Origin of the sequence: Nocardioides aestuarii (assembly GCF_039527245.1) — a bacterium.
GTDB classification, from domain to species: domain Bacteria; phylum Actinomycetota; class Actinomycetes; order Propionibacteriales; family Nocardioidaceae; genus Nocardioides; species Nocardioides aestuarii.
This window is the reverse complement of sequence record NZ_BAAAJT010000002.1, coordinates 1,654,196-1,678,379: the sequence shown is the minus strand read 5'-3', so window position 1 is coordinate 1,678,379 and position 24,184 is coordinate 1,654,196. Positions and strand designations below refer to the sequence as shown.

Sequence of the window (24,184 nt, the reverse complement as noted above, 5' to 3'; positions counted from 1 at the left end):
GGTGAGCCTCGACGACCTGACCCGCTTGAGGGAGCGCCGCGCCGACGACCGCGCGGCGCTCGACCGGCTGCTCGACGAGCAGCTGACGGGGACCCTCGCGACCGTCACCACCGACGGCCGGCCGTGGGCGGTGCCGATGCTCCACGCGCGCGACGGTGACCGGATCCTGCTCCACGGCTCGACCGGCGCGGGGGCGCTGCGCCAGGTCGCGGCCGGCAGCGAGGCGGTGTTCGCGGTCCACAGCGTCGACGGCCTGGTGCTGGCGACCTCGATGTTCGAGCACTCCGCGAGCTATCGCTCGGCGACGGTGCGCGGCAGCCTCCGGACGCTGACCGGCGACGAGGCGTGGGACGCCCTCGACCGGCTCTCCGACGTCCTCGTCCCCGGCCGTCGCGCCGAGGTGCGCGGGATGCTGAAGAAGGAGGTCGCGGCGACGGTCGCGCTCGCCCTCGACATCGCCGAGGACAACTGGATCCTCAAGGTCGGCGACGACGACACCGACGAGGAGCTCTTCGAGGAGGGCGTGTGGACCGGCCTCGTCCCACTCGGCACGACGTACGGCGAGCCGGTGCGCTCTCCGTGGCTCGGCGAGGGCTACGAGGTCCCGCCGTCGGTGCGCGCGCTGGTTCAGCGCAGCGGCACGAACGAGTAGCGGCCGTGGTGGGTCACCACACCGTCCGGGTTGGTGACGCGCAGCATCTCCCCGTCCACCGGGATCACCATCACCCCGTCGTCGGCGAGCTGGTCGACGAGATCGCCGGGCAGTGACGGCGGCATCGCCGAGACCAGGACCCGGTCGTACGGGGCCTCCGCCGGCCGGCCGAGCTCGCCCTCGGACGCCTCCACGATCCGGGCCCACGGCTGCTCGGTCGCCGCGAGGTTGGCGGAGCCGAAGGCGACGAGCTCCGGCTCGAGCTCGACCCCGACGACCGACCCGGTCGGACCGACGAGGTGGGCGAGCAGCGCCGTCGTCCACCCGGACCCGGCACCGACGTCGAGGACGTGGTGGCCCGGGCGCACGGCGAGCAGGCGCAGCATCGCGACGACCGTGCGCGGCTGGCTGTTGGTCTGGCCGTGGCCGATCTCCAGCGGCCCGTCGTAGGCCGCCCGCGAGCGGTTACGCTCGCGGAGGAACCCCTCGCGCGGGTGGGCGACGAGCGCCCGGTCGACGGCGTCCATGCCCTCGACGATGCCACTGACCTGACCGGCTGTCGGCCCGTCGTGGCAGGCTCGGGCCGTGGCGCGGAAGATCGAGCGGCCGCTGGTGCCCGAGGAGTGGGTGCGGCGGATCAACGAGGTGCTGGGTCGGCTGCCGCGCTGCGCCGAGGAACCGGCCTGGGTCGGCACCCGCTGGCGGGTCGGCCAGGCGACCGTCGCCCACGTCTTCGGCGGCGAGGACCAGCTGTTCCGGATCACCTTCAGGGCCGAGCCCGACGAGGTGATGGCCTTCCGCCACCTCGGTGCGCCCTACTTCAAGACCGAGTGGGGCGCCAACGTCGTCGGGATGCTCCTCGACGACGACACCGACTGGGAGGAGCTGGCCGAGCTGCTGACCGACTCCTACTGCCTGCAGGCGCCGGCCCACCTCGTCGAGCAGGTGGACCGGCCGACCGGCTGAGTCACGAGTGGTCGGCGTAGGCCTGCTCGATGTCCTCGGGGCTCGCCGTGGAGAACTGGCTCACCCGGACGTGGTTGCCGAAGGGGTCGCGGATGCCGAAGTCGGTGCCGTAGGGCTGCTCGACGGGCTCCTGGGTGACCTCGACGCCGGCCTCGACGAGCGCGGCGTACGTCGCGTGGACGTCGTCGCTGACGAGGAAGAGGCCACCGAGCGCACCCTTGGTGACCAGCTCGCGGACCTGGGCCGCGGTGGCCTCGTCGTGCTGCGGCCCGCCGACGAGCTCGAGGAGCAGGGAGGTGTCCTGGCCGGGCACGCCGATGGTGAGCCAGCGCATGAAGCCGAGGTCGAGGTCGTCGCGGACCTCGAAGCCGAGGTGGGTGGTGTAGAAGTCCAGCGCCTCGCCCTGGTCGAGGACGGGGACGCTGCGGATGTGGAGGCTGGTGATGTGGTTGGAGCTCATGTCACGGACGCTAGTCAGCCGCGGGTGCTTGCTGCTTCTCCGAAACCGCTGTCCCTTCCCGCTGTCGCTGTCGCTGCCGGGGCCTGGTCCACGCGGCGATGAAGCAGGACGGGACGTGGACCGGCTGGTGCTGGGCGCGGAACTCCGACGGCGAGCAGCCGACGACGGTGGAGAAGGTGCGGCTGAAGGTGCCGAGGCTGGCGAACCCGACGTCCCACGCGACCTGGGTGACCGGCCGGTCGGTCTGGCGCAGGAGGGTCATGGCCCGCTCGACGCGTCGCCGCTGGAGATAGCGGTGGGGCGTCTCGCCGAACACGGACTTGAAGACCCGGCCGAACTGCGACGGCGACAGGTGGGCGACGGCCGCCAGGCGTGGGACGTCGAGCGGCTCGGCGTAGGAGCGGTCCATCAGGTCGCGCGCACGGAGCATCCGGCGATTGGTGTCCTCCTGCGCGGTCAGGCGGGCCATCGGGTGCCCTACTCCTCGATGTCGATCGGGTAGGCCTCGCCGCCGTCGGCGTCGGCGGTGAACCCCCAGTGGGGTGGGAGCGCCAGCCACGGCCAGGCCGCGGGTGCGAGCCGGAACGCCTCCTGCACGGTCACCACGCGGAAGCCGGCCGCGGCCTGCGCCTCCTCCATCGACGCGTGCCGTGCCCACACCACCCAGCCGACGTCGCTGCGCTCGGGCTCGGGGTCGAACCGGCCGCCGAAGAGCGGGACGTCGTCGGGCCCCACGTCGGAGGCGACGAGCATCGAGCCGAACATCGCCGGAGGGTGGGGAGGGACGCCGACGTCGGCACAGCGGCGCTGCTGGTCGGGGTGGACCCGGGGCAGCGCCGTGGGGTCGACCGGATCGGTGGCGCGGGCGACCTCGGCGCCGAAGTCGCGGGCGAGCGTCGCGAGATAGCCCCGGAGGTCGAGGTCGTCGGCCGGCGGGTCGGTGGCGATCAGGTGGTGCGCCGGGATCTTCAGTCCGGTGCCGGGCACGAGGGAGCAGTGGGTGGAGTAGGGCATGTTGTCGAGCACGCACTCGACGTCGCCGTCGGGCGTGCCGGACGTCTCGACCACGGTCAGCCACATCCGCTCGACGAACGACACCAGCTGCGGACGCCCCTCCGCGTCGTAGGGCGCCAGCCCGTCTGTCACCTCGTCGGCGATCGTCACGCAGCGGAACATCGCCTTGACCAGCGAGCCCGGCCGCAGCGCCGCCAGCTCGTCGGCCGTGGGCATCTCGAAGGTGTCGGGGTTGGCCAGCGCGGTGGGACGCGGATCGACCAGGGCCCACCCGCCGTGTGTGAGCAGCGTCGCGACGTCGGTCGTGTCGTGCATGCCCGGAGGCTAGTTCCTGCAGGTGACAGGCACACTGGACCCATGGGAATCGGGAAGGTCGACCGCTTCCAGCGGCGCCACCCGGTCCTCGGGATGCCGCTGGCGGTGATCTACAAGTTCTTCGACGACCAGGGCAACTTCCTCGCCGCGATGATCACCTACTACGCGTTCGTCGCGATCTTCCCGCTGCTGCTCCTCGCCTCCTCGATCTTCGGCTTCATCCTCCAGGGGCGACCGGAGCTCCAGGACGAGGTCCTGTCCTCGGCGCTCGCGCAGTTCCCGATCATCGGCGACCAGCTCGGCCGGCCGGAGGGCCTGCAGGGGTCGGTGGCCGCGGTGGTCGTCGGTGCCCTGGCCGCCACCTACGGTGCCCTCGGCCTCGGCCAGGCGATCCAGAACGTGATGAACACGGCGTGGGCGGTGCCGCGCAACTCGCGCCCGAACCCGTTCCTGATGCGGCTGAAGAGCCTGGTGCTGCTCCTGGGGGCCGGCGTCGGGGTGCTCGGCCTCTCGGTGTTCTCCGCGCTCGGGACCAACACCGAGGTCTTCGGTCCTCGCGTCAACGGCCTGATCCAGCTGCTGATCGCCCTCGGGACCGTCCTGGCGGTCGCCTTCGTGCTGACGGTGCTCTTCCGGCTGGCCGCCGCCCGCCAGCACCGGGTCGCGCGCGCCGTGCCCGGGGCGATCGTCACGGCCATCGGCTGGCAGGTGCTCCAGCTCGGCGGCGCGGCGTACGCCCGCCGCGTGCTCGGCGAGACCGACTCGCTCAACCAGACCTTCGGCCTGGTCCTCGGGCTGATCGGCCTGATCTTCGTGGCCGCGATCATCGCCGTGCTCGGCATCGAGGTGAACGTCGTGCTCGCGCGCCACCTGTGGCCGCGCGCGCTGCTGACTCCCTTCACCGACGCCGTCGACCTCACCGACGCCGACCGGCGTGCCTACGCGATGTATGCGCAGACCCAGCGGCACAAGGGCTTCGAGAGCGTCACCGTGACGTTCGAGGGTCGCGACGGCGACACCCACGAGATCCCCCAGCTCCCCAAGGAGGGGTGAGTCGCGGGTCTGTGACGTCCGAGTCGCGCACCCAGTGACGACCGGGTGGGAGTCGCTGCGGCGGTGCGCTACCCGGTGACGAAGTCGGAGGAGTGGACGAACCGGGCGACCTCGATCCGCAGCGCCACCCGCGAGGGGTTCGGGCGCGGCGTGCGGTAGCGGGCTGCGTACTGCTCCTCGGCCCGCGCCACCGACTCGGAGTCGGTCCGCACCTCGGCCGTCCCCTCGATCGTCGACCAGCGCCGGCCGTCGACCTGGCAGGCGGCGACCCGGGGGTCGGCCGCGGCGTTGATCGCCTTGCGTGAGGACTCGGACGTGATGACCCACGCGCAGCGACCGTCGAGGTCGAGCGCCACCCCGACGGGGGTGACGTGGGGCCGGCCGTCAGGGCGGAGCGTCGTCAGGGTGCAGAGGTGGCGTTCGGTCCAGAACTCCAGGAGGGACGGCGGGAAGTCGTCCCAGCCTGGAGTCCACGAAGCCATGGGGCCATCCTGCCAGCGACGGCCACGTGGCGGCCCTCAGGCCTGCTGGCGGGTGCGCACGGGCGACGCCGGGGCAGGCATCGTGGCGCGCGGCCAGGTCCAGGACCACCGCACGACGAGCGCGAGCAGGACCAGCTCGAGCACGACCCCGAGGCCGTAGAACCAGAGGTAGAACCCGCCGGCCACGTTGAAGACCGTGAACGGGACGAGGAGCGAGGCGACGACGAGGTTGGTGAGGCGGTTCGCCCGGGCGGGCAGCGTCGTGGACACGACGATCATGAAGATCGGGATGGCGAGGGCGCTCAGCGCCGAGACCGAGAAGGTCTGGGAGAGGTCGAACTCGTAGACCCGGCCGTCGAGGATGTCCTCGACCGTGCCGGGCGTGTAGAAGCCGAGGACGTCGACGTAGACGTAGAAGAACATGAAGCTCGTCCACGCGGCGGCGAGCTTGGCTCGGACGGACAGGGGCTGGTCAGCGAGGGTGGTGGTCATGGGTCCACGCTCGCCGGGCGCGCTGCCGTGCGCCTCCGCATCGAGGCCGGACCTGTCTCCTCCTTTCGGCCGGTACGCCGGGCCGCGCCGATCCCTAGGCTGTCGCCGTGGTCACGCTCTGGCGCTCCCTCTGGCACGAGCCGCGACCCGCTGACGCCCCGCCCGTCGGCCGCCACGACTGGCTGCTGGTCTCCGGCTACGCAGTCGCCGCGGTCGTCGAGGGCGTGGCACGGCCCGATGTCGCCTGGCGAGCCCTCGTGACGGTGGCCGCACTGGCGCTGGTCCCGGCCCTGCTCTGGCGGCGGGCCCGACCCCTCGCGGCGGTCCTGCTCGGGTGGGGCCTCGCCGGGGTGCTCTCCGCCCTCCAGCTGACCACGGACGCCGGCGACCTCGGCCTCTGGTCGATGATGGCCGTCCTGGTCGTGCTCTACGCCCTCGTCCGGTGGGGCTCGGGCCGCGAGATCGTGCTGGGGACGGGCTTCGTGGCCGGCGTCGTCGCGTTGGGCATGTACGTCGCGGCGGGCGGCTGGACCGACGTCTTCGGCGGGACCGTCCTGCTGCTCCTCGTCATGGCGCTCGCGGCGGTGTTCCGCTCCCGGGCGGACCTCTGGCAGCGCCGGCAGCGCGAGATCCGCAACCAGGAGCGCGTGGCGCTGGCCCGCGAGCTGCACGACACGGTCGCCCACCACGTGTCGGCCATCGCGGTGCAGGCACAGGCCGGTGGTGTGGTCGCCGCGACGCAGCCCGAGAAGGCCGCCGAGGTCCTGGCGGCGATCGAGGGCGAGGCCTCGCGGACGCTGGCGGAGATGCGGTCCATGGTGCGGGTGCTGCGCGAGGACGACGCCGTCGCCTACGCGCCGCAGCCGGGTGCCGAGGACCTGCCGGCCCTGGCGCGCCCGGACGGCACGCCGGCCGTCGAGATCTCGCGCGACGACGACGTGACGGGCCTGGCGCCGCCCGTCGACGCCGCGCTCTACCGGCTCGCGCAGGAGTCCCTGACCAACGCCCTGCGCCACGCGCGGGGCGCGACCCGCGTCGGGATCGGCGTACGCCGTGAGGGCGAGGCCGTCGTGCTGCGCGTCGTCGACGACGGGCGGGCCGAGGGACCGGCCCCCGAGCCCGGGTTCGGCCTGCTCGGCATGGCCGAGCGTGCCGAGCTCCTGGGCGGGTCGTTCTCCGCGGGTCCCGGTCCCGAGGGCGGCTGGGTGGTCGAGGCCGTGCTGCCGGTCGGGGAGCTCCCGTGAGCATCCGTGTCGTGGTCGCCGACGACCAGGACCTGGTCCGCACCGGGTTGGTGATGATCCTCGGCGCGCAGCCCGACGTCGAGGTCGTGGGGGAGGCGGCCGACGGGCTCGAGGCGCTCGACCTGGCGTCCCGGCTGCGTCCCGACGTCCTCCTCGTCGACATCCGGATGCCCGGGCTCGACGGCGTCGAGGTGACGCGCCGCCTGGCCGGACCCGACGTGACCGACCCGATGGCGGTCGTCGTGATCACGACCTTCGACCTCGATGAGTACGTCCTCGGTGCGCTGCGCGCCGGGGCCCGTGGCTTCCTGCTCAAGGACGCCGGGCCGGAGCTGCTCGTGCAGGCGATCCACGCGGCGGCCTCCGGGGACGCCCTGATCGCCCCCAACGTCACCCGCCGGCTCCTGACGACCTTCGCCGACCGGGTGCCGAGCACACCGGTCCAGCCGGTCGACCCGATCACCGAGCGGGAGGAGGAGGTGCTGGCCCTGGTGGCCCGGGGCCGGACCAACGCCGAGATCGCCGCCGACCTCTACGTCGGCCTCAGCACCGTCAAGACCCACGTCGCGTCGCTCATGACCAAGCTCGGCGCCCGCAACCGCGTCGAGATCGCGATGTGGGCCCACGACACCGGGCGGGTCCGGGGCGACCACTAGGCAACCTCACGGACGTCTGGCGCGTCTGAGGAGTCAACAGCGCGAACCACAGGGGGACCCATGACCGAGTTCGAGACACACGTGCAGGGCCAGCTGCTGGAGCTGCGGCAGCAGCTGGACGCTGCCGTCGCCTCCGACGAGCCCGACGAGGTCGCCAGCCTCTCGTTCCAGATCGACGACCTGCAGCGGCTCAGCCGCGACCAGGAGTGGTAGCCCGGACGTAGGTACGCGGGGGGCCTCGTAGTGCCGATGGTGGTCCACGGCCTCTGGGACTTCGGCACGATCAGCGGGCAGATGAGCGACGAGATCTACGTGGGGTCGGCGCTGTTCATCCTGGCCGACGTGGTGCTCGCCGTCGTCGCGATCGCCACGCTCCGCAAGGTCTTCCCCCGGAACAAGGGCCGTCGAGTCGCGGGTGTGTAACCGTCGAGTCGCGGATCCGGGCGGCCCGACCCGTCACTCCCGCGCGACTCGGGTGTCACAGGTCCGCGACTCGACCCCTCCGCGGCGGCCGCGGGAAGAACAGGGGGACGCGGGCGGCGTACTCGTCCCACCCCGGACGCGTCGACATCGTCTTCTCCAGCAGCTTGGCGCCGGTGACGTTGCGGATGAAGAAGGTCATCGCGATCGGGGCGACGACCGTCAGCAGCCCGGGGAGCCAGCCGGACGCGAGCCCGCCGACCAGCCACAGCCCCCACCACAGGCAGGCGTCGCCGAAGTAGTTCGGGTGGCGCGTCCAGCCCCAGAGTCCCTGGTCCATGACCGGCGGTTTCTCGCCCTTCGGACGGGCCTTGTACGCCGCCAGCTGGGCGTCCCCGACGACCTCGAAGTAGAGCCCGACCGCCCACACCACGACGCCGAGGCCGACGATCCAGACGGCCCAGACGTCGACGACGGCCGCGGCCTGCAGCGGCAGCGAGATCAGCCAGATCGCCAGTCCCTGGACCAGGAAGACCTTGCGGACGGCCGTCCCGAAGCCGCCGCCATCGAGCAGCTCCTCGTAGCGGGGGTCCTCTCCGGCGCCGTGGGAGCGTTTCAGGATGTGCCAGGCGAGGCGTCCTCCCCACACCCCGGTCAGCGCGACGAGCAGCCACGAGCGCCAGTCGCCCGCGAACAGTGCGCAGACGACGGCGACGACGACGAAGGCCGAGCCCCAGGTGACGTCGATGACCGACACCCGGCCGACGACCCGCGACCAGATCGCGGTCAGCACCATGAGCAGGACGACGACGGCGAGCGTCGTCGCCGAGACGGTCAGGAAGTCCACGTCGTCAGGTCTACCAGTCGCGCACGGGCGCCAGCGTGTGGTCGGCGCCCGGGCGCACGCACAGCATCTGGTCGACGCCCATCCGGCCGTCGCGGAAGGTGAGCATGCCCCCGACGAGGTAGAGCCGCCACACCCGCACGACCTCCTCGCCGACCAGCGCGGTCAGCTCGGCCTGGTGCTGCTCGAACCGGTCGAGCCAGCCCTGCACGGTCCACACGTAGTGCTCGCGCATCGCGTGGACGTCGCGCACCTCCAGCCCGCCGCGCTCGAGGAACGCCACGGTCTCGCCGACCGGCCGCATGTGCATGTCGGGCGCGATGAACGACTCGATGAAGGGGCCGCCGCCCGGCCAGCGCCCGCCGGCCCGCGACATCTGCTGGACCAGCACCCGGCCACCGGGCCGCACCGCGCGTCGCAGCACCTCGACGTAGGTCGGGTAGTTGCCCTCGCCGACGTGCTCGCCCATCTCGAGCGAGCCGACCGCGTCGAAGTGGTCGCGCTCGGGCACCTCGCGATAGTCCTGGAGCCGGATCTCGACCCGGTCCTGCAGCCCGCGCTCGGCGATCCGGGCGTCGATGAAGCGCTTCTGCTCTGCCGCGATCGTCACGCCGGTCACCCGGGCGCCGAAGCGCTCGGCCGCGTGGAGCGAGAGCGAGCCCCAGCCGCACCCGACGTCGAGCATCCGCATCCCGGGCTCGAGCCCGAGCTTGCGGCACACCAGGTCGAGCTTGTCGCGCTGCGCCTGCTCCACGCCGTACGACGCCGACGCGGGCTCGCGGTAGTAGCCGCAGGAGTAGGCCATCGCCGGCTCGAGGATCTGCTCGTAGAAGTCGTTGGAGAGGTCGTAGTGGTGGCTGATCGCCGACCGGTCGCGCAGCTTGCTGTGGAGCCGGCCCTTGATCTGGGCCTGCGAGGCCGGGGGTGCCGGCGGCCGGCCGAGGACGCCCAGCTCGCGCGCGACCTTCACGGCCGCCACGATCGCCGACGGCGACGGCTTCTTGTTCATCAGGCCGCGGGACTGCGCGACGTCGAACGCGTGGGTCAGCGCGTCGCCCAGGTCGCCCTCGACGTCGAGCTCGCCGGTCACGTAGGCCTGGGCGGCTCCGAGCTCGCCGGGGTGCCAGACCATCCGTCGCACGGCGTCCGGCGTGCGGATCACGACCCGCGGGGCGTCCTCCGGCCCGGCCGTCGACCCGTCCCACGCAGTCAGGTGGACCGGCAGGTCGCCGCCCACGAAGGGCCGCAGGGCCTCGGCGAGCCGGCTGGCGACGCCCGTCGTGGTGGGGCGCGTCTGGGTCTGGGTCACTGGTCTCCTCGGTCGAGCACGAGCTGGTGGACGTCGATGTAGCCGGAGGCGAACCCGGCGCGGGAGTACTCGAGGTAGAAGTGCCACATCCGGACGAAGGTCTCGTCGAAACCGAGGGCCGCCACATCGTCGCCGGCCGCGAGGAAGCGCTCGTCCCACTGGCGCAGCGTCTCGGCGTAGTGCTGGCCGAAGGCGTGGTCGTCGCTGACCCGCAGTGAGGTGTGGTCGCGGGTCACCTGGTCGATCACGTCGACCGAGGGCAGGAAGCCGCCGGGGAAGATGTACTTGTTGATCCAGGTGTAGCCGCCGCGGGTCGCGAGCATCCGGTCGTGGGGCATCGTGATCGCCTGGATGCCGGCCTTGCCGCCGGGCGCGAGGACCTCGTCGATGGTCTCGAAGTAGGACTGCCAGTACTCCGCGCCGACGGCCTCGATCATCTCCACCGACACGACGGCGTCGTACTGGCGGCCCGGGTGGGCGGTGGTGATCGCGCGGTAGTCGCACAGCTCGATGTCGACCCGGTCGGAGACACCGGCCTCGGCCACCCGCCGCTGGGCGAGCTCGAGCTGCTCGGTCGAGAGCGTGACGGAGTGGACGTGGGCGCCGCGGCGGGCCGCACGGATCGCGAGCTCGCCCCAGCCGGTGCCGATCTCGAGGACCCGGCTGCCCTCGCCGACGCCGGTGGCGTCGAGCAGCCGCTCGACCTTGCGGACCTGGGCCTGCTCGAGGTCGCCCGGGAAGTCCGGCCGGCCCTGGGCGTCGGTCTCGAAGAGCGCGGAGGAATAGCTCAGCGTCGGGTCGAGGAACAGCCGGAACAGGTCGTTGGACAGGTCATAGTGGTGGGAGATCAGCTCGCGGGACTGCTGCTCGTCGGGGCGGTGGAAGTGGGGCCGCTTGGCGACCACGAACGCCCGCGCGCGCTGCAGCCGCTCGGGCACCAGCGTCGCGATCTCGGCCGAGAGGACCGTGAGGAAGCCGCCGAGGTCGGGGGCGCTCCACGCGCCGACCATGTAGGCCTCGCCGAAGCCGATCAGGCCGTCGCGGCCGACCCGGGCGTAGAACTCGTCGGGCCGGTGGATGGTCATGGCCGGCCCGCCACGGCCCAGCACCTCGCGGCGCCCCGGGCCGTGCTCGACCTCGACCGTGACGTCGAGGCGCGAGACGGCGGCGTGGAACAGGCCGCGGGCGACGGGGGAGGCGATGCGGTTGCGCAGGCCGCCGGGGATCTCGTGGAGACCCGGCCAGGCGGTGAAGTCGGTGCGGTCGGTGCCGCGATCGGCGCTGAGTGTCATCGGGGGGACACTCCTTCCTGGTGATGGGCGGGGCGCGGCCGCACGGGGAGCCTACGCAGCCACAGCCAGACTCCGTGGAGGCGGATCAGCAGGCTGCTGCGCAGGGCTGCGGGTGCAGCCCGCCAGCCGCGTTCGGTGGTGGCCTCGCCGCGGAGCGAGGCGCTGAAGCGGGCGTCGCCGTCGACGTCGTCGTCGGTCACGAGCGTGACCATGACGTCGAGGCGCTCGCCCGGCACCGGCACGGCGAGCTCGTAGTGGCCGCCGGTGCCGTGGAAGGGGGAGACGTACATCTGCTTGTCGGTCCGCGCCCGGCCCTGGGGGTCGGGGTGGACGAGGTAGGCGTGGCGGTCGCCGTAGGTGTTGTGGACCTCGACCACCACGGCCCGGCGGTCACCACCCGGGCCGAAGCACCAGAAGACGCTGATCGGGTTGAAGCAGTAGCCCAGCGCCCGCGGCATGGCCGCCATGAGGACCCGACCCCCGTCGAGGCTCACGCCCTCACTGGCGAGGAACGCGTCGACGTTCTCGCGGATCGTCCGGTCGGCGTCGCCGAGGTGGTCGCGCGCCTCGAAGCTGCCGCGCACGACCGCGAACGGGCCGTGGTCGGGCAGGTCGTCGACGTCGACCAGCCAGGTCCGCGACCGGTGGGTGAACGTACGCCGCCACGGCCGGCGGCGGGTGTGGGTGATCGTGGTCGCGTAGACGCGGTTGGCCTCGACCTCGTGCGTCGGCTCGGAGTCCCAGGACAGGCCGATCCGCTCGGCGGCAGCCAGCCCGGAGCGCGCACCGTCCTCGTGGAACCCCCAGCCGTGGTAGGCCCCGGCGAAGGCGAGCCGGTCGGTCGAGATCTCCGGCAGCCGCTCGCGCGCGGCGACCGACTCGGGCGTGTAGAGCGGGTGGGCGTAGTCGCGGCGGGCGATGACGGTGTCGGGGTCGACGAGGTCGTCGCCGCCGAGCGTCACGAGGTAGTGGGTGTCGGTGTCGAGCCGCTGCAGCCGGGTCAGGTCGTAGGTGACCGTGACCTCCCCGGACTTGCCGGCGACGCGGCGGAAGTTCCACGAGGCCCGCGCGCCCTCGGCGCCGGGCAGCAGCGAGGTGTCGGTGTGGAGCAGCGCGCTGTTGGGTGAGTAGGGGAGCGCCTCCAGCAGCTCGCGCTGCAGCGGCGTCGGCTCGGCCAGCATCGCGAGGGCCTGGTCCGGGTGGGCGGCGATGACGCAGGCGTCGAAGGCGTCGACCCGGCCGTTGCCGTCGGTGACCTCGACCCCGGTCGCGGTCTCGACGACCGAGGTGACCTTCGTGCCGGTCCTGACGTCGGGCAACGAGGCGGCCACGCGCTCGACGTACTCGCGCGAGCCGCCGGTCACCGTCCGCCAGGTCGGCGACCCGAAGACGCTGAGCATGCCGTGGTGCTGGAGGAACGTGAAGAGGTAGCGCGCCGGGAACTCCAGTGCACGCTCGGGCTCGGTCGACCACACCGCGGCGACGACGGGCTCCATGAAGTGGCGCTCGAAGTAGGCGGAGAACCCTCCCTCGCGCAGGAACTCGCGCAGGGTCTGTTCGGGGGAGCCGTCGCCACCGGAATCGAGCAGGGCCTTGGCCTGCCGGTGGAACTTCGGGATCTCGGTCAGCATCCGCAGGTAGGCCGGGCGGCGGAGGTTGGCGGCGACCGGGAACAACCCACGTGGTCCCAGGGCGCCCGCCCACTCCAGCCCGGTCTCGTCGTCGCTGACCGACAGCGACATCTCCGACTGCTGGGTCTCCACGCCGAGCTCGGCGAAGAGGCGCAGCAGGGTCGGGTAGGTCCGACGGTTGTGGACGATGAAGCCGGTGTCGATCGCCAGGCTCTGCCCACGGTCGGCGACCTCGTGCGTGTCGGCGTGGCCGCCGAGCCGGTCGTCGGCCTCGTAGAGCGTGACCTCGGCCGACCTCGCCGCGACGTACGCCGCCACGAGCCCGGCCACGCCGGACCCGACGACGGCGACCCGTCGTGGTGCTGCGCCCGCCATCAGGCGTTCTCGAACTCGACCGCGACGATGGGATCAGACGTCGGCGCGTCGGACCCGCCGTCGGGCTCGACGGTGATGCCGAACCCGTTGGCGCTCGCGGCGTCGCCCTCGAGCAGGACCTCGTGGTCACCGCCGTTCATCAGGCCGGCCGGCACCATCTGGTCGTCGTGGATCAGCCACAGCTCGTAGATCGAACCGGTCGGGGCGTCCGCCATGTCGACGGTCGTGAGCACGGCAGCGTTCTGGGAGCGCGAGCGCACCAGGGTCGCCTTCGAGCCGTCGGGGAAGGACTGCGTGTAGGTCTCGGCGTCGGACGCCGCCCGGACCCGGTCGCCGGCCGAGAGCTGGACCTGCGAGGAGTCGTCCTGCCAGGGCTGGACGATCGCGGTGGCGCCGCCACCGACGACGATCACCGCGGCCGCAGCAGCGACGAGAAGGCGCGGGCGAAATCGCGACCGGCCACTGTGAGCGGGAGCGGTGGCCGACGTCATCGGCACCTCGGGCGGCAGCGGGCGGACGGTGGTGATGCCGGCGAGGACGCTGTCGCGCAGCGAGGCCGGGGGCGGGGTGGTCGCGAGCGACCCCATGACGCCCGCGGCCTCCTGGAGCCCGGCGACCTCGGCCTGGCAGGCGGGGCACTCGGCGAGGTGGCGCTCGAACTGGGCGCGCTCGAGGTCGTCGAGGGCGTCGACGGCGTAGGCGCCGACGAGCGCATGGATGTCGGTGCTCATGCGGATCCCACTCCCATCGAGTCCCTCAGGCGGATCAGGCCGTCCCTGATCCGCGTCTTGGCGGTGCCGACCGGCAGGTCCAGCATCGTCGCCACCTCCGTGTGCGTGTAGCCACCGAAGTACGCAAGCTCGAGCGCCTCCCGCTGCACGGCGGTGAGGTCGTCGAGTGCGGAGCGCACCCGGCGTGCTTCCATCGAGGCTTCCGCGGCCTCGGCCGTCGCGTCGTGCGCGATCGGCTGGTTGTCCTGGTGGAAGGTCGTGTCGCGGCGGCTGGCTGCCTCCGCGGACCTGACCCGGTCCACCGCCTTGCGGTGGACGATCGTGAGCAGCCACCCCACGGCGCTTCCCTTGGTGGCGTCGAACCGGCTGGCTGTCCGCCACACGTCGAGGAACGCCTCCTGGGCCACCTCCTCCGCCTGCGCCGGGTCGCGGACGACGCGGAGGGCGAGCCCGTAGGCACGCGCCGACGTGGCGTCGTAGAGCTCGGCGAAGGCGGCCTGGTCGCCGCGCGCCGACCGCTTGAGCAGGTCGGCGAGATGTGCGGCGCCCGCGACCGCCGGCGCCCCCTCGTCGGGGGCGCCGGTCGGTACGGCGCGGAGATGGTCCACGGCTAGATCCTGACAGGTATCAGAGCGAGTCGGTCAGGGCATCATGACGGTGTCGATGATGTAGACCGTCGCGTTGGCGGTCTGGACGCCGCCGCAGAGCACGGTGGCCTTCTCGTCGCCGATGGTGGCCTCTTCACCGGTGCCGTTGATCGTCAGCGTGTCGCCGTTGAGCGTCTCGTACTCGCCACCGAGGTCGGCGGGGTCGACGCGCTCGGGCACCACGTGGTGGGTGAGGACCGCGGTCAGCGTCTCCTTGTCCTTCAGGAGGCCGTTGAGCTGCTTCTTGGAGAACGCCTCGAAGGCCGGGTTGGCCGGCGCGAAGACGGTCAGCTCCTCAGCCGAGTTGAGCGGCTCGACCAGGTCGGCCGCACCCACGGCGGTGACCAGGGTGGAGAGCAGCGGGTTGGCGCTGGCGGCAGAGGCGACAGGCGCGGTGGCCATGCCCTCGACGGAGCCGTCGCCGGAGGTCGGAACCTCGCTGCAGGCGTCACCGTAGAGGAGGGCGGCCGGGTCCATCTCGCCGGCGTCCTCGGAGGGCGACTCCTCCATCGGGGTCTCGTCCTGCGAGGTGGTCTCCTCGGAGCCGCTGGTGGGCTCGGACTCGTCCGCGCCGCAGGCGGCGAGGCCGGTGGTCGTGATGGCCAGGGCGGCAGCCGCCAGGCCGGTCTTCTTGAGAACAGTCGTGCGGGTCATGTCGGGAAACCTTCCGTTGCGGTTGGAACATCTGGTGTTCGGGCCTGTGGGACAGGCGGATTGGTCGGATCTGGAGAAAGTTCGCGCGGTCGGGTCACGGCGTCAGGAGACGCGCGTGATGATCGACTGGTAGCCACTGGAGCCGTTCGGGAACGGCATCGCCTTGGCCGGCGACTGCACCTCTCCCTGGCCGTTGGTCGCGCGCACGGTGAGGGTGTGCTGGCCGCTCTCGGCCTTCCACGGGTGATACCACTGGCGCCAGTAGTCGACCCCGGCCGACGGGCCGAGCTTGGCCTCCTGCCAGTCGCCACCGTCGATCTTGACCTCGACCTTGTCGACGCCCTCGCCCTGCGACCAAGCGACGCCGCCGATGAAGGTGTCACCGGCCTCGATCTCCGCGAAGGACTTCGGGGTGTCGATCCGGCTGGAGATCTTGATCGGGGCGTCGATCGCCCAGTCGCGCTCGGTCCAGTAGGCCTGCTGGGCGTCGTACGTCGTGAGCGTCATGCGGGTGATCCACTTGCAGGCGCTGACGAAGCCGTAGAGCCCGGGCACGACCATCCGCACCGGGAAGCCGTGCTCGACGGGCAACGCCTCGCCGTTCATGCCGAAGGCGAGCATCGCGTCGCGGCCGTCGGTGGCGACCTTCAGCGGGACGCTGATCGTCATGCCGTCGACGTCGGTGCAGAGGATCTGGTCGGAGTCGCTGCCGACACCGGCGCGGTCGAGGACGTCGGTGAGCTTGACGCCCAGCCACCGCGCGCCGCCGACGTAGGGACCGCCGACGTCGTTGGAGACGCAGGTCAGCGTGATGTCGCGCTCGATGTTGTCCATCTGCGTGAGCTCGTCGAAGGTGAGCGTGACCTGCTGGTCGACGTCGCCGTCGACGGTCAGGGTCCAGCTGTCGATGTCGACGGTCGGCAGGCTGAGCCGGGTGTCGATCCGGTAGAAGTCGGCGTTGGGGGTCTGGAACGGCGAGATGCCGTCGACCTTCCCCTCCAGGCCCTGCGGGAACGACCCGGCCGGGTCGGTGGTGGCGGGGAGTGCGACCTCGGACGGGTCGGTGCGCAGGCTCGTCACCCAGCGGCCCACCCCGCCCATGACCGCTGCGGCCGCGGCGAGCGCTCCGGCGGCGATCAGCACCCCGCGTCGTGAGGCCGTGCCCTCGGGTTCCGCCTCCGCGTACTCCGCACTGCTGGTCTGCGTGGACGCTGCGGCTGCGGTGGTCAGCCACCACAGAGCAACCACGCCGGCGAGGGCGGTGGCGAGGGCGGGGACGGCGTCGAGGGGGCCGGCGGTCGGCCGCAGGACCGCCGCCAGGCCGGTGAGCGCGACGAGCGCGACGATGACGAGCGCGCCGAGGGCGAACCGCCGTCGCGCGAGCACGCCGCCGACCGCCGCGAGCAGCAGCGCGCCGGCCGAGACCGACCCGACGAGGATCGGCTTGTCGGCGGTGCCGAACTGGGCCACCGCCCACTCCTTGACCGGCGTCGGCGTCAGGTCGATCACCGTCGAGCCGATGGCGAGCACGGGGGAGGAAGCGGGGTTGAGGAACGCCGCCACCAGGTGGCCGGCCGCGATCCCCACCAGTGCGCTGAGGATCCCGAAGAAGGCGTACTGCAGTCGCTGTCGCATGTGTGGTGTTCGGAGCGAGGGGGGAAGGGGATGGGGGTCGGCCTAGGTGCGCCGGTGGAAGGTCAGGCTCCCGTCGGGCCTGAGTCGGTGGCGGTAGGCGGGGTCGTGCACGCGGTGGTGGTGCCAGGAGCAGAGCAGGACCCCGTCGGCGAGGTCGGTGCGGCCACCCGCGGACCAGGGGTGGCGGTGGTGGGCCTCGCACCAGGCGGCGGGCACGTCGCAACCGTCCGCGCGGCAGTGCTGGTCGCGCACGACCATGGCCTTGCGCTGGGCCGGGCTGAAGAGCCGCCGCGTCCGCCCGAGGTCGAGCACCTCGCTGTTGCCGCCGAGGACGAGGGGCAGCAGGCCCGCCGAGCAGGCGAGGCGGCGAGCTTCGCCGGCACTGATCACCTCGCCGGACGAGGTGGTGGCCACCCCGAGCCCTTGGTGGAGGGACTCGAGGTCGATCGTCACCACGACGGTGGTGGCGGCGCCTCCGTGGACCGGGAGCCGGGCGGGGTCCCACTGCTCGAGCAGGTGGGTGAACGCCCGGCCGAGCCGCACGTCGTACGGCGCGCGGTCGGCGTCGCGGGCGTCGTCCTGGTCGCGGCGGGGCGAGGCGATCGCGTCGAGGTAGGTGCGGAGTCGGCCCGCCGCCGCGCTCGAGAGCCGGCCGCGGATCGAGCTGGTGCCGTCGCCGAGGTCACGGATGGTGAGCCAGCTCAGCCGGCGCGCAAGCGCCTCCTCCCGCTCGACGAGCTTGCGCTCGTGCTCCTCGGCGACCTCCGGGGCGACGACCTCGAGGATCTTGCGGCCGAGTCGGCGCAGCTGGCGTGGACTGTGGTCGGCGGCGTCGGCGACCAGCTGCTTGAGGGCCTGCTCACGCACCGCCGGGTCGAGGTCGTCGGGCAGCTGCTCGACCGCACGCCGGATGACGTGGGCCTGGTCGACCGTCACCGTTCCGCCGCGGAGGGCGTCGGCGAGCAGCGGCTGCGTGTCGCGCAGCGCGAGGGCCAGACGGCGCCGGCGCTGTCCCTCCGGACGGTCGAGACCGGCGGTGGTCGCCAGCCAGCTGCCGGCATCGCGAGCACCAGTCGCCTTCGCCACGTCGTCGGCGGTGGCGAGCACCCGGAGCTGCAGCTCGGCGAGACGGTCGAGGTCGCGCTGGACGGTCAGCAGCGCCGACTGCTTCTCGGCGGGCGACATGTAGAGCGGGTCGACCTCCGTCACCTCGTCGAGCGCACGCCCGATCACCCCCGCACACTGCTGGATCGGGTGCTGGGCCGTCGAGGTTGGCAGCGATTCGAACATGTGTTCGATGATAGGCGAGGCCACTGACAGTGCCGAGGACCCGGCATAGGCTGCGGGGTCATGGCATCGTCGTACGTGGTCACGGGGGGTGCTCGAGGCGTCGGCCGGGCCATCGCCGTGAGGCTGGCAGATCGCGGTCACGTGATCGTCGTGGACCGGGAGGCCGGCGACCTGGGCTGGACCGAGGCCCGTGCCGGCGTCGAGTCCGTGGTGGGTGACGCGGCAGACGACGCCACCCTGGACGAGGCGGTGCTCCGAGCCTCCAGCTCGGGCCTGCTGAGCGGCTGGGTCAACAATGCCGCGATCTTCCGCGACGCCGCCGTCCACGACACCTCGGCGGCTGAGATCGTCGACCTGATCGCCGCGAACCTGCGCCTGGCCGTGGCCGGGAGCGGGGCGGCCATCCGACGATTCCTGCTCGACGGCACCGACGGCGCCATCGTGAACGTCTCCTCGCACCAGGCCCAGCGGGCGATCCCGGGAGCCCTTCCGTACTCGACGGCCAAGGCGGCGGTCGAGGGACTCACCCGGGCCCTGGCCGTCGACTACGCAGCAGCAGGGATCCGCGTCAACGCCGTGGCCCTGGGCTCGATCATCACGGAGCGCTACGACGACGCCCTGGACGCCGAGCTCAGGAGGCTCCACCCCCTGGGCCGCGTCGGACGGGGCGCCGAGGTCGCCGCCGTCGTCGACCACCTGCTCTCGAGCGACGCCAGCTTCGTCACCGGCACCGTCGTACCTGTCGACGGGGGCCGCGCCGCACTCGGCCAGGACCCCGAGGCGCGCGACGTGACGGCCCGGTCGCGCGGTCGCGTGATCTGAGGTCGGCGGGCGGCCGGTGCCGGTCCCGGGTCGGGCAGGATGACGCCCATGACTGAGCTGGTGCACTACGCCGTCGAGGGTCCCCTCGCCACGATCACCCTCGACTCGCCCCACAACAAGAACGCGCTCAGCCGCCAGCTGGTGACCGAGCTGTTCGGCCACCTCGAGGCGGCGGAGGCCGACGCCGACGTCCGGGTGGTGCTGGTGCGGTCGGCCGACCGGGTCTTCTGCTCCGGTGCCGACCTGTCCGAGGCGACCAGCGAGGGCATGGAGGAGGGCGCGCGGCGGATCGTCGCGCTCCAGCGGCTGGTCCTGACGATGTCGAAGCCGGTCGTCACCGAGGTGCTCGGCGCGGTGCGTGCCGGCGGGATCGGCCTGGTCGCCGCCTCCGACGTGGCCGTCGTCGCCGACGAGGCGACCTTCGCCCTCACCGAGGTCAAGCTCGGGCTCGCCGCGGCGATCATCAGCCTGACCGTCCACCACCGCATGAACCCGCGGGCCGCTGCGCTGACCACGCTCGGCGGCGAGGTCTTCGGCGGCGCCGACGCGGCGGCGTACGGGCTGGTGACGAGGGCGGTCCCCGCCGACTCCCTCCGCGAGGAGGTCGACGCGCTCTGCGCCAGCCTCACGACCGGGGCCGCGCAGGGGCTGCGCGAGTCGAAGGCGATCCTCAACCGCGACCTCGTCGAGAAGCTCGACGCCCGCGGCGACGAGCTGGCGGCCCTCAGCGCGCGGCTCTTCGCCAGCGACGAGGCCCGCGAGGCGATGACGGCGTTCCTGAACCGCAGGAAGCAGTAGGGCAACCATCGGCCGTGCCCGCCCGGTAGAGGGGGCATGACCACCATGACGATCTCGGGGGAGGGCACGGTGACGGGTCCGTCGTTCGACGACTTCGTCGCCGCCCGGTCGGCACCGCTGCTGCGCACCGCCTACCTGCTGACGCGCGACCACGCGCTCGCCGAGGACCTCCTCCAGACCGCGCTCACCAAGGCCTACCTCGCGTGGCGCCGGATCGAGGGCGACCCCGAGCCCTACGTCCGCAAGATCCTCGTCAACACCTACTCCTCGTGGTGGCGGCGCAAGTGGAACGGCGAGCGCCCCACCGACGAGCTGCCCGAGCGGCCGTACGCCGACGACCGGGTCGGCGAGTCCGGTGACCTGTGGGACGCGATCGGCCGGCTGCCCCGGCGGCAGCGCGCCGTCGTCGTCCTCCGCTACTTCGAGGACCTCACCGAAGCGCAGACCGCCGACCTGCTCGGCATCACCGTCGGCACCGTGAAGAGCCAGACCAGCAAGGCGTTCGCCTCGCTGCGGATCGACCCGTCCCTGACCGAGGGGGAGCTGTGATGAACACCCTGGACGACCTGCGACGCACCCTCGACCACCACGCTCACGACGTCCACGACGACGTCGTCCACTCCCGGACGGCCGCCGTCCGCGGCCGCGCGGTCGCCGTACGCCGCCGGCGCGTCGCCGGGGTCGCGACCGCGGCGGCGCTCGTCGTGGCCGGCGCCCTCGTCACGCCGCGGCTGGTGTCGGACACCGACCCGCAGCTCGCCGACCGCACGCTCATCGGTCAGGTCGCGCCCGCGAGCATGCGGTCGCTCGGCTACACCTACCGCTTCGTCGAGGGTGTCGAGGAGGCCGACGGCAACGCCTCGGTCCGGCTGGACGCGAGCGACACCCCGCGGCTGTTGAGCTGGGCCAGCGCAGCCGACGACGTGACCCTGTACACCGCCGTCGAGGGGCAGGAGACGCCGTCGGAGCGGACAGCCTTCGACGACTTCACCTACGTCTCCCCGGGTGAGTCCGGGCGGTGGGCGGTCCGCGGAGGTGGCGAGCCGACGGCGATCGCCGTCTACGAGCTCGACGACGACGTGCTTCCGGCCGGGACCACGGTGGGCCGTGACATCACCTTCCGGCAGGAGGTCGGCTCCGAGCAGCTGGTCGCGGCCGGGGCGCTGTCCGAGGGTGAGGCCGTGCTGACCGTCACCGCGACGGTGCCCGAGAACCAGCGGATGAGGGTCGCCGAGTTCTGCCAAGGCGTCCCCAGCGACCGCGACGAGGACCTGTGGGTCGTCATCTCCGTCGACGGCGACGGCGGGGTCGGGAGCGGCGGCTGCGACCACGACGACTTCGACCCGGCGACCGGTGACGCCCAGTTCCTCGAGGCCCCGCACCTTCCGGCTCCGGGGGAGCAGGTCGAGGTCCGGATGTGGGTGGCCCGCGGCGTCGACGGCGACCCGATCGCGTTCGAGGGCTCCCGGTTGGCGCTGGGCCTCTACGACGTCGCCGATCCCGCGGTCGTCGTCGGTGGCTGGGACATGGCACCCCACATCGAGCACGAAGGCCACGAGTGGAGGTTCGTCGACTCGGCGGAGGCCACGGTGGGCGAGAGGCGTGTCGCCTACACGAACACGACGGACGGACTGCTGCTGGCAGTCGGCTCTCACCATCGGACCGCCGGCATGGTCACGATGCGGGGAGTCGGCGACGACGGGGTCACCCGCAGCTCGGGCGGACTCGGTGGGTCAAGCACGATCGGCGTCCTGCCCCCGGGCGGGTCGGCGCAGGTGACCACCCGCAAGCCGCTCGGCGAGCGCGGCTCGTTGGGCCTCGCGCTCTACGAGCGGATCGACTGACCCCATTGCGTCAGGCGCCCGCGTCATACTTGGTGGAAGGCCCTCCGGGGCACACGACGGGGAAAGGCAGGTGGGAACCATGTGGTTCGTGATCGGAGGACTGGTGCTGCTCGCGCTGGTGGCGGGCCTGGCGGCGCGGAGGAACCGGGGCGGGACCGCCCGCGGAGAGCTGCGTGACCACGGCGACCACGCGCAGGCCCACCTCTACTCCAACCTCCACGCCCAGCAGAACAACACGATGGGTCCGTTCTGACCCGTCCCACCCTTTCCGGGGAATGCTTTCCCGCGGGTCCGGGCTTGTAGGCTTGTCGACTCGCCGCATCCGGGCACCACGGGGAGCAGGGACTTGAACGACAGCGCCACCAGCAGCACGACGACCTCGCACACCAGCGAGGTCGCTCAGCGTGAGGTCGCCGCCGAGCAGGCGGTGGTCGACCGCGTCCACGTCCAGCTGCGCCGTTCGACCAGCGCGGCCGCCGAGCTGGCGAAGGAGGGCTACGGCCGCGGAAGCCTGGGCCACGAGGGCGGCCTCGTCGAGCGCGACGCCATGGTCTTCCAGGCCGCCCGCCGCATCGCCCAGCTCGACGCGGCCCACGAGGGCCTCGTCTTCGGCCGGATCGACCTGCGCGAGGAGCTCGACCCCGAACCGCGCTACATCGGCCGCATCGGCCTGCGCGACGAGCAGCGCGACGCGCTGCTGATCGACTGGCGAGCCCCCGCGGCCGCCGTCTTCTACCAGGCGACGGCGGCCGAGCCCCACGGCGTCGTACGCCGCCGCGTGCTGCGCTGCACCGGCCCCCAGGTCATCGGCGTCGAGGACGAGCTCCTCGACGACTCGGTCGAGACCGACCTGCCCGTCGTCGGCGAGGGCGCGCTGATGGCCCAGCTCTCCCGCGCCCGCGACCGCTCGATGCACTCGATCGTCGCGACGATCCAGGCCGAGCAGGACAAGGCGATCCGCGCGCCCGCCAAGGGCGTGGTGTCGATCTCCGGCGGTCCCGGCACCGGCAAGACCGTCGTCGCGCTCCACCGCGCGGCCTACCTGCTCTACACCGACCGCCGTCGCTACGAGTCCGGCGGCGTCCTCGTCGTCGGGCCCAGCGGCGTCTTCATGCGCTACATCGAGCGGGTGCTGCCCTCCCTCGGCGAGACCGCCGTGGCGCTGCGCTCGCTCGGCGAGGTCGTCGACGGCCTCCGCACGACCCGCCACGACGAGCCCGCGGTGGCCGGCCTCAAGGGCGCCTCGAAGATGGCCGAGCTGATGCGGCGCACGTCGCGGCAGCAGGCGCCAGGCAGCCCCACCGAGTTCCGCGTCTTCTTCCGCGACGACGTCATCCGGCTCGACCGGGGCGAGCTCGGCCGGCTGCGCCGGCAGCTGATGTCCAACGGCCAGCGCAACCGCCAGCTGACGCGGATCGCGTCGTCCCTGCTCGACGCCATGTGGCGCCAGGTCCGCGGCGAGCGCGGCCGCGAGCGGGGTCGCGAGGCGTTCGAGGACGAGATGCTCGGCAGGCAGGACTTCGTCGACTTCGCCTCCAGCTGGTGGCCGCCGCTGACCGCGACCGACGTCTACGGTTGGTTGCGCGACCCCGAGCTGCTCGCCCGGGTCGCCGAGGGTGTGCTCACCGAGGAGGAGCAGCGGCTGCTGGCGAAGTCGTTCGCCGACGACGGCTCGCTCTCGATCGACGACGTCCCGCTCATCGACGAGCTTCGCTACCTGCTCGGCGACGTGCCGGCCCGGCACGAGGTCGAGCAGTGGGCCGGCGACGACGAGCACCTCGCCGGCTCCGACCTCCAGGAGCTGACGACAGCCGCCGACCGCGAGTACGCCCCGACCGGGCGCGCATGGACGCCGCCGACCCACCGGGTCGAGGACGACGGCTACGCCCACGTCCTCATCGACGAGGCGCAGGACCTCACCCCGATGCAGTGGCGGATGGTCGGCCGCCGCGGCCGCACCGCCACCTGGACGATCGTCGGCGACCCGGCACAGTCGTCGTGGCCGGTGCCCGAGGAGGCAGCGGCCGCCCGCGCCGCCGCGATCGAGGGCAAGCAGCAGCACGACTTCCACCTCTCGACCAACTACCGCAACTCCTCCGAGATCTACGCCCACGCCGCGGCGTACGCCGAGCGGGTCGGCCTCGACGCCGACCTCCCGACGGCGGTGCGGTCGACCGGCCTCGACCCCCGGGTGGTCGAGGGGGTCGCCGACCTCGAGTCGGCCGTACGCGCCGAGGTGGCAGTGGTCGCCGAGCAGGTCGAGGGCACCGTCGGCATCGTCGTGCCCGTCGCCCGCCGGTCGGAGGTCAACGCCTGGCTGGCGTCCTGGCCCGAGCTCGCCGACGACGCCCGGGGTGCGCGCGCCGCGGTCGACTCCTCGGTCACGCCGTCGGGCGACGACCGGGTCGTCGTCCTCACCGGCCTCGACACCAAGGGCCTGGAGTTTGACGGCATCGTCGTGGTCCGCCCCCAGGAGATCGAGGACGAGTCCGCGACCGGCCGCGCCACCCTCTACGTCGTCCTCACCCGCGCCACCCAGCTCCTCACCACCGTCTCCT

General features: G+C 72.6%; 28 protein-coding genes. 13 read left to right on the top strand and 15 right to left on the bottom strand.

The window, feature by feature from the left end; translation table 11 throughout:
* Position 1 precedes the first annotated feature (1 nt).
* Entirely contained in the window at positions 2 to 652 is a 651-nt protein-coding gene (locus ABD091_RS08520) for a pyridoxamine 5'-phosphate oxidase family protein (RefSeq protein WP_343917362.1), read from the top strand.
* On the opposite strand, the gene ABD091_RS08515 is transcribed toward ABD091_RS08520, so the two are convergent.
* Positions 628 to 1,179 (bottom strand): protein-L-isoaspartate O-methyltransferase family protein, encoded by a 552-nt coding sequence (locus ABD091_RS08515; RefSeq protein ID WP_343917360.1) that lies wholly within the window; start codon positions 1,177 to 1,179, stop codon positions 628 to 630. The two genes, ABD091_RS08520 and ABD091_RS08515, sit on opposite strands and share 25 nt — an antisense overlap.
* 58 nt (positions 1,180 to 1,237) lie before the next feature.
* Between ABD091_RS08515 and ABD091_RS08510 the strand changes: the two genes are divergently transcribed.
* Entirely contained in the window at positions 1,238 to 1,618 is a 381-nt protein-coding gene (locus ABD091_RS08510; protein WP_343917358.1) for an MmcQ/YjbR family DNA-binding protein, read from the top strand.
* Position 1,619: 1 nt separating this feature from the next.
* Here ABD091_RS08510 and ABD091_RS08505 read toward each other — a convergent pair whose 3' ends face one another.
* The 3 genes from ABD091_RS08505 to ABD091_RS08495 are packed head-to-tail and all read right to left on the bottom strand — an operon-like array spanning position 1,620 to position 3,407.
* Positions 1,620 to 2,078 carry a VOC family protein gene (locus ABD091_RS08505; RefSeq protein WP_343917356.1) on the bottom strand — a complete coding sequence of 153 codons (459 nt, stop codon included), beginning with the start codon at positions 2,076 to 2,078 and terminating at the stop codon, positions 1,620 to 1,622.
* A 10-nt stretch (positions 2,079 to 2,088) separates the two neighbouring features.
* Positions 2,089 to 2,547: a helix-turn-helix domain-containing protein gene (locus tag ABD091_RS08500; RefSeq protein WP_343917354.1), complete on the bottom strand. Its 459-nt coding sequence runs from the start codon at positions 2,545 to 2,547 to the stop codon at positions 2,089 to 2,091.
* A gap of 8 nt (positions 2,548 to 2,555) precedes the next feature.
* Positions 2,556 to 3,407, bottom strand: coding sequence for an immunity protein Imm33 domain-containing protein (locus ABD091_RS08495; protein WP_343917352.1), 852 nt, complete (start codon positions 3,405 to 3,407; stop codon positions 2,556 to 2,558).
* Between the two features lie 42 nt (positions 3,408 to 3,449).
* Here ABD091_RS08495 and ABD091_RS08490 point away from each other — a divergent pair, with 42 nt between their 5' ends.
* Positions 3,450 to 4,460 carry a YihY/virulence factor BrkB family protein gene (locus ABD091_RS08490; RefSeq protein WP_343917350.1) on the top strand — a complete coding sequence of 337 codons (1,011 nt, stop codon included), beginning with the start codon at positions 3,450 to 3,452 and terminating at the stop codon, positions 4,458 to 4,460.
* 68 nt (positions 4,461 to 4,528) lie between these two features.
* Here the strand turns inward: ABD091_RS08490 and ABD091_RS08485 are convergent, their stop codons facing one another.
* Entirely contained in the window at positions 4,529 to 4,942 is a 414-nt protein-coding gene (locus tag ABD091_RS08485; RefSeq protein ID WP_343917348.1) for a pyridoxamine 5'-phosphate oxidase family protein, read from the bottom strand.
* Positions 4,943 to 4,978: 36 nt separating this feature from the next.
* Positions 4,979 to 5,434: a DUF6326 family protein gene (locus ABD091_RS08480; RefSeq protein WP_343917346.1), complete on the bottom strand. Its 456-nt coding sequence runs from the start codon at positions 5,432 to 5,434 to the stop codon at positions 4,979 to 4,981.
* A gap of 107 nt (positions 5,435 to 5,541) precedes the next feature.
* Here ABD091_RS08480 and ABD091_RS08475 point away from each other — a divergent pair, with 107 nt between their 5' ends.
* From ABD091_RS08475 to ABD091_RS08460, 4 genes are read left to right on the top strand one after another with little or no spacing between them, the layout of a single operon-like run.
* On the top strand, positions 5,542 to 6,678 hold the full coding sequence (locus tag ABD091_RS08475) for a sensor histidine kinase (RefSeq protein ID WP_343917344.1): 1,137 nt from the start codon (positions 5,542 to 5,544) through the stop codon (positions 6,676 to 6,678).
* Positions 6,675 to 7,334 (top strand): response regulator, encoded by a 660-nt coding sequence (locus ABD091_RS08470; protein WP_343917342.1) that lies wholly within the window; start codon positions 6,675 to 6,677, stop codon positions 7,332 to 7,334. The genes ABD091_RS08475 and ABD091_RS08470 overlap by 4 nt, the downstream gene beginning before the upstream one ends.
* A gap of 60 nt (positions 7,335 to 7,394) precedes the next feature.
* Positions 7,395 to 7,547 carry a hypothetical protein gene (locus ABD091_RS08465; protein ID WP_343917340.1) on the top strand — a complete coding sequence of 51 codons (153 nt, stop codon included), beginning with the start codon at positions 7,395 to 7,397 and terminating at the stop codon, positions 7,545 to 7,547.
* A 30-nt stretch (positions 7,548 to 7,577) separates the two neighbouring features.
* Entirely contained in the window at positions 7,578 to 7,757 is a 180-nt protein-coding gene (locus tag ABD091_RS08460) for a hypothetical protein (RefSeq protein ID WP_343917338.1), read from the top strand.
* A gap of 55 nt (positions 7,758 to 7,812) precedes the next feature.
* On the opposite strand, the gene ABD091_RS08455 is transcribed toward ABD091_RS08460, so the two are convergent.
* The 9 genes from ABD091_RS08455 to ABD091_RS08415 all read right to left on the bottom strand — a co-directional run bounded on the left by ABD091_RS08455 (position 7,813) and on the right by ABD091_RS08415 (position 18,162).
* On the bottom strand, positions 7,813 to 8,601 hold the full coding sequence (locus ABD091_RS08455; protein WP_343917336.1) for a DUF1295 domain-containing protein: 789 nt from the start codon (positions 8,599 to 8,601) through the stop codon (positions 7,813 to 7,815).
* Between the two features lie 10 nt (positions 8,602 to 8,611).
* Positions 8,612 to 9,907, bottom strand: a complete 1,296-nt coding sequence (locus tag ABD091_RS08450; protein WP_343917334.1) for a class I SAM-dependent methyltransferase — start codon at positions 9,905 to 9,907, stop codon at positions 8,612 to 8,614.
* The gene (locus ABD091_RS08445) at positions 9,904 to 11,199 is read right to left on the bottom strand and encodes a class I SAM-dependent methyltransferase (protein WP_343917332.1); all 1,296 of its coding nucleotides are present in this window, start codon (positions 11,197 to 11,199) and stop codon (positions 9,904 to 9,906) included. The genes ABD091_RS08450 and ABD091_RS08445 overlap by 4 nt, the downstream gene beginning before the upstream one ends.
* Positions 11,196 to 13,205, bottom strand: a complete 2,010-nt coding sequence (locus tag ABD091_RS08440; protein ID WP_343917330.1) for an FAD-dependent oxidoreductase — start codon at positions 13,203 to 13,205, stop codon at positions 11,196 to 11,198. Before ABD091_RS08440 ends, ABD091_RS08445 begins: the two co-directional genes overlap by 4 nt.
* The gene (locus ABD091_RS08435; RefSeq protein WP_343917328.1) at positions 13,205 to 13,936 is read right to left on the bottom strand and encodes an anti-sigma factor; all 732 of its coding nucleotides are present in this window, start codon (positions 13,934 to 13,936) and stop codon (positions 13,205 to 13,207) included. The genes ABD091_RS08440 and ABD091_RS08435 overlap by 1 nt, the downstream gene beginning before the upstream one ends.
* Entirely contained in the window at positions 13,933 to 14,544 is a 612-nt protein-coding gene (sigK, locus tag ABD091_RS08430; RefSeq protein WP_343917326.1) for an ECF RNA polymerase sigma factor SigK, read from the bottom strand. Before sigK ends, ABD091_RS08435 begins: the two co-directional genes overlap by 4 nt.
* Positions 14,545 to 14,577: 33 nt before the next feature.
* Positions 14,578 to 15,237 (bottom strand): fasciclin domain-containing protein, encoded by a 660-nt coding sequence (locus tag ABD091_RS08425; RefSeq protein ID WP_343917324.1) that lies wholly within the window; start codon positions 15,235 to 15,237, stop codon positions 14,578 to 14,580.
* A gap of 102 nt (positions 15,238 to 15,339) precedes the next feature.
* Positions 15,340 to 16,872 carry a molybdopterin-dependent oxidoreductase gene (locus tag ABD091_RS08420; RefSeq protein ID WP_343917322.1) on the bottom strand — a complete coding sequence of 511 codons (1,533 nt, stop codon included), beginning with the start codon at positions 16,870 to 16,872 and terminating at the stop codon, positions 15,340 to 15,342.
* A 42-nt stretch (positions 16,873 to 16,914) separates the two neighbouring features.
* Complete coding sequence (locus ABD091_RS08415; protein WP_343917320.1) at positions 16,915 to 18,162, bottom strand: HNH endonuclease signature motif containing protein; 1,248 nt, start codon at positions 18,160 to 18,162, stop codon at positions 16,915 to 16,917.
* Positions 18,163 to 18,222: 60 nt separating this feature from the next.
* Between ABD091_RS08415 and ABD091_RS08410 the strand changes: the two genes are divergently transcribed.
* The 6 genes from ABD091_RS08410 to ABD091_RS08385 all read left to right on the top strand — a co-directional run.
* Positions 18,223 to 18,984, top strand: a complete 762-nt coding sequence (locus tag ABD091_RS08410) for an SDR family NAD(P)-dependent oxidoreductase (RefSeq protein ID WP_343917318.1) — start codon at positions 18,223 to 18,225, stop codon at positions 18,982 to 18,984.
* A 48-nt stretch (positions 18,985 to 19,032) separates the two neighbouring features.
* Positions 19,033 to 19,782 carry an enoyl-CoA hydratase-related protein gene (locus ABD091_RS08405; protein WP_343917316.1) on the top strand — a complete coding sequence of 250 codons (750 nt, stop codon included), beginning with the start codon at positions 19,033 to 19,035 and terminating at the stop codon, positions 19,780 to 19,782.
* Between the two features lie 36 nt (positions 19,783 to 19,818).
* Positions 19,819 to 20,331: a SigE family RNA polymerase sigma factor gene (locus ABD091_RS08400; protein ID WP_343917314.1), complete on the top strand. Its 513-nt coding sequence runs from the start codon at positions 19,819 to 19,821 to the stop codon at positions 20,329 to 20,331.
* Entirely contained in the window at positions 20,331 to 21,626 is a 1,296-nt protein-coding gene (locus tag ABD091_RS08395) for a hypothetical protein (protein WP_343917312.1), read from the top strand. Before ABD091_RS08400 ends, ABD091_RS08395 begins: the two co-directional genes overlap by 1 nt.
* 79 nt (positions 21,627 to 21,705) lie before the next feature.
* On the top strand, positions 21,706 to 21,879 hold the full coding sequence (locus ABD091_RS08390) for a hypothetical protein (RefSeq protein WP_343917310.1): 174 nt from the start codon (positions 21,706 to 21,708) through the stop codon (positions 21,877 to 21,879).
* 93 nt (positions 21,880 to 21,972) lie between these two features.
* The coding region (locus tag ABD091_RS08385; protein ID WP_343917308.1) for a HelD family protein at positions 21,973 to 24,184 on the top strand (2,212 nt) is incomplete at its 3' end.

Excerpts from the sequence above, each read along its gene's own strand:
- ABD091_RS08415 (WP_343917320.1), bottom strand. The coding sequence starts at position 18,162 with ATGTTCGAATCGCTGCCAACCTCGACGGCCCAGCACCCGATCCAGCAG.
- ABD091_RS08425 (WP_343917324.1), bottom strand. The coding sequence starts at position 15,237 with ATGACCCGCACGACTGTTCTCAAGAAGACCGGCCTGGCGGCTGCCGCC.
- ABD091_RS08505 (WP_343917356.1), bottom strand. The coding sequence starts at position 2,078 with ATGAGCTCCAACCACATCACCAGCCTCCACATCCGCAGCGTCCCCGTC.
- ABD091_RS08445 (WP_343917332.1), bottom strand. The coding sequence starts at position 11,199 with ATGACACTCAGCGCCGATCGCGGCACCGACCGCACCGACTTCACCGCC.
- ABD091_RS08400 (WP_343917314.1), top strand. The coding sequence starts at position 19,819 with ATGACCACCATGACGATCTCGGGGGAGGGCACGGTGACGGGTCCGTCG.
- ABD091_RS08435 (WP_343917328.1), bottom strand. The coding sequence starts at position 13,936 with ATGAGCACCGACATCCATGCGCTCGTCGGCGCCTACGCCGTCGACGCC.
- ABD091_RS08395 (WP_343917312.1), top strand. The coding sequence starts at position 20,331 with ATGAACACCCTGGACGACCTGCGACGCACCCTCGACCACCACGCTCAC.
- ABD091_RS08515 (WP_343917360.1), bottom strand. The coding sequence starts at position 1,179 with ATGGACGCCGTCGACCGGGCGCTCGTCGCCCACCCGCGCGAGGGGTTC.
- ABD091_RS08405 (WP_343917316.1), top strand. The coding sequence starts at position 19,033 with ATGACTGAGCTGGTGCACTACGCCGTCGAGGGTCCCCTCGCCACGATC.
- ABD091_RS08495 (WP_343917352.1), bottom strand. The coding sequence starts at position 3,407 with ATGCACGACACGACCGACGTCGCGACGCTGCTCACACACGGCGGGTGG.
- ABD091_RS08390 (WP_343917310.1), top strand. The coding sequence starts at position 21,706 with ATGTGGTTCGTGATCGGAGGACTGGTGCTGCTCGCGCTGGTGGCGGGC.
- ABD091_RS08410 (WP_343917318.1), top strand. The coding sequence starts at position 18,223 with ATGGCATCGTCGTACGTGGTCACGGGGGGTGCTCGAGGCGTCGGCCGG.
- ABD091_RS08465 (WP_343917340.1), top strand. The coding sequence starts at position 7,395 with ATGACCGAGTTCGAGACACACGTGCAGGGCCAGCTGCTGGAGCTGCGG.
- ABD091_RS08420 (WP_343917322.1), bottom strand. The coding sequence starts at position 16,872 with ATGCGACAGCGACTGCAGTACGCCTTCTTCGGGATCCTCAGCGCACTG.
- ABD091_RS08440 (WP_343917330.1), bottom strand. The coding sequence starts at position 13,205 with ATGGCGGGCGCAGCACCACGACGGGTCGCCGTCGTCGGGTCCGGCGTG.
- ABD091_RS08480 (WP_343917346.1), bottom strand. The coding sequence starts at position 5,434 with ATGACCACCACCCTCGCTGACCAGCCCCTGTCCGTCCGAGCCAAGCTC.
- ABD091_RS08490 (WP_343917350.1), top strand. The coding sequence starts at position 3,450 with ATGGGAATCGGGAAGGTCGACCGCTTCCAGCGGCGCCACCCGGTCCTC.
- ABD091_RS08500 (WP_343917354.1), bottom strand. The coding sequence starts at position 2,547 with ATGGCCCGCCTGACCGCGCAGGAGGACACCAATCGCCGGATGCTCCGT.
- ABD091_RS08485 (WP_343917348.1), bottom strand. The coding sequence starts at position 4,942 with ATGGCTTCGTGGACTCCAGGCTGGGACGACTTCCCGCCGTCCCTCCTG.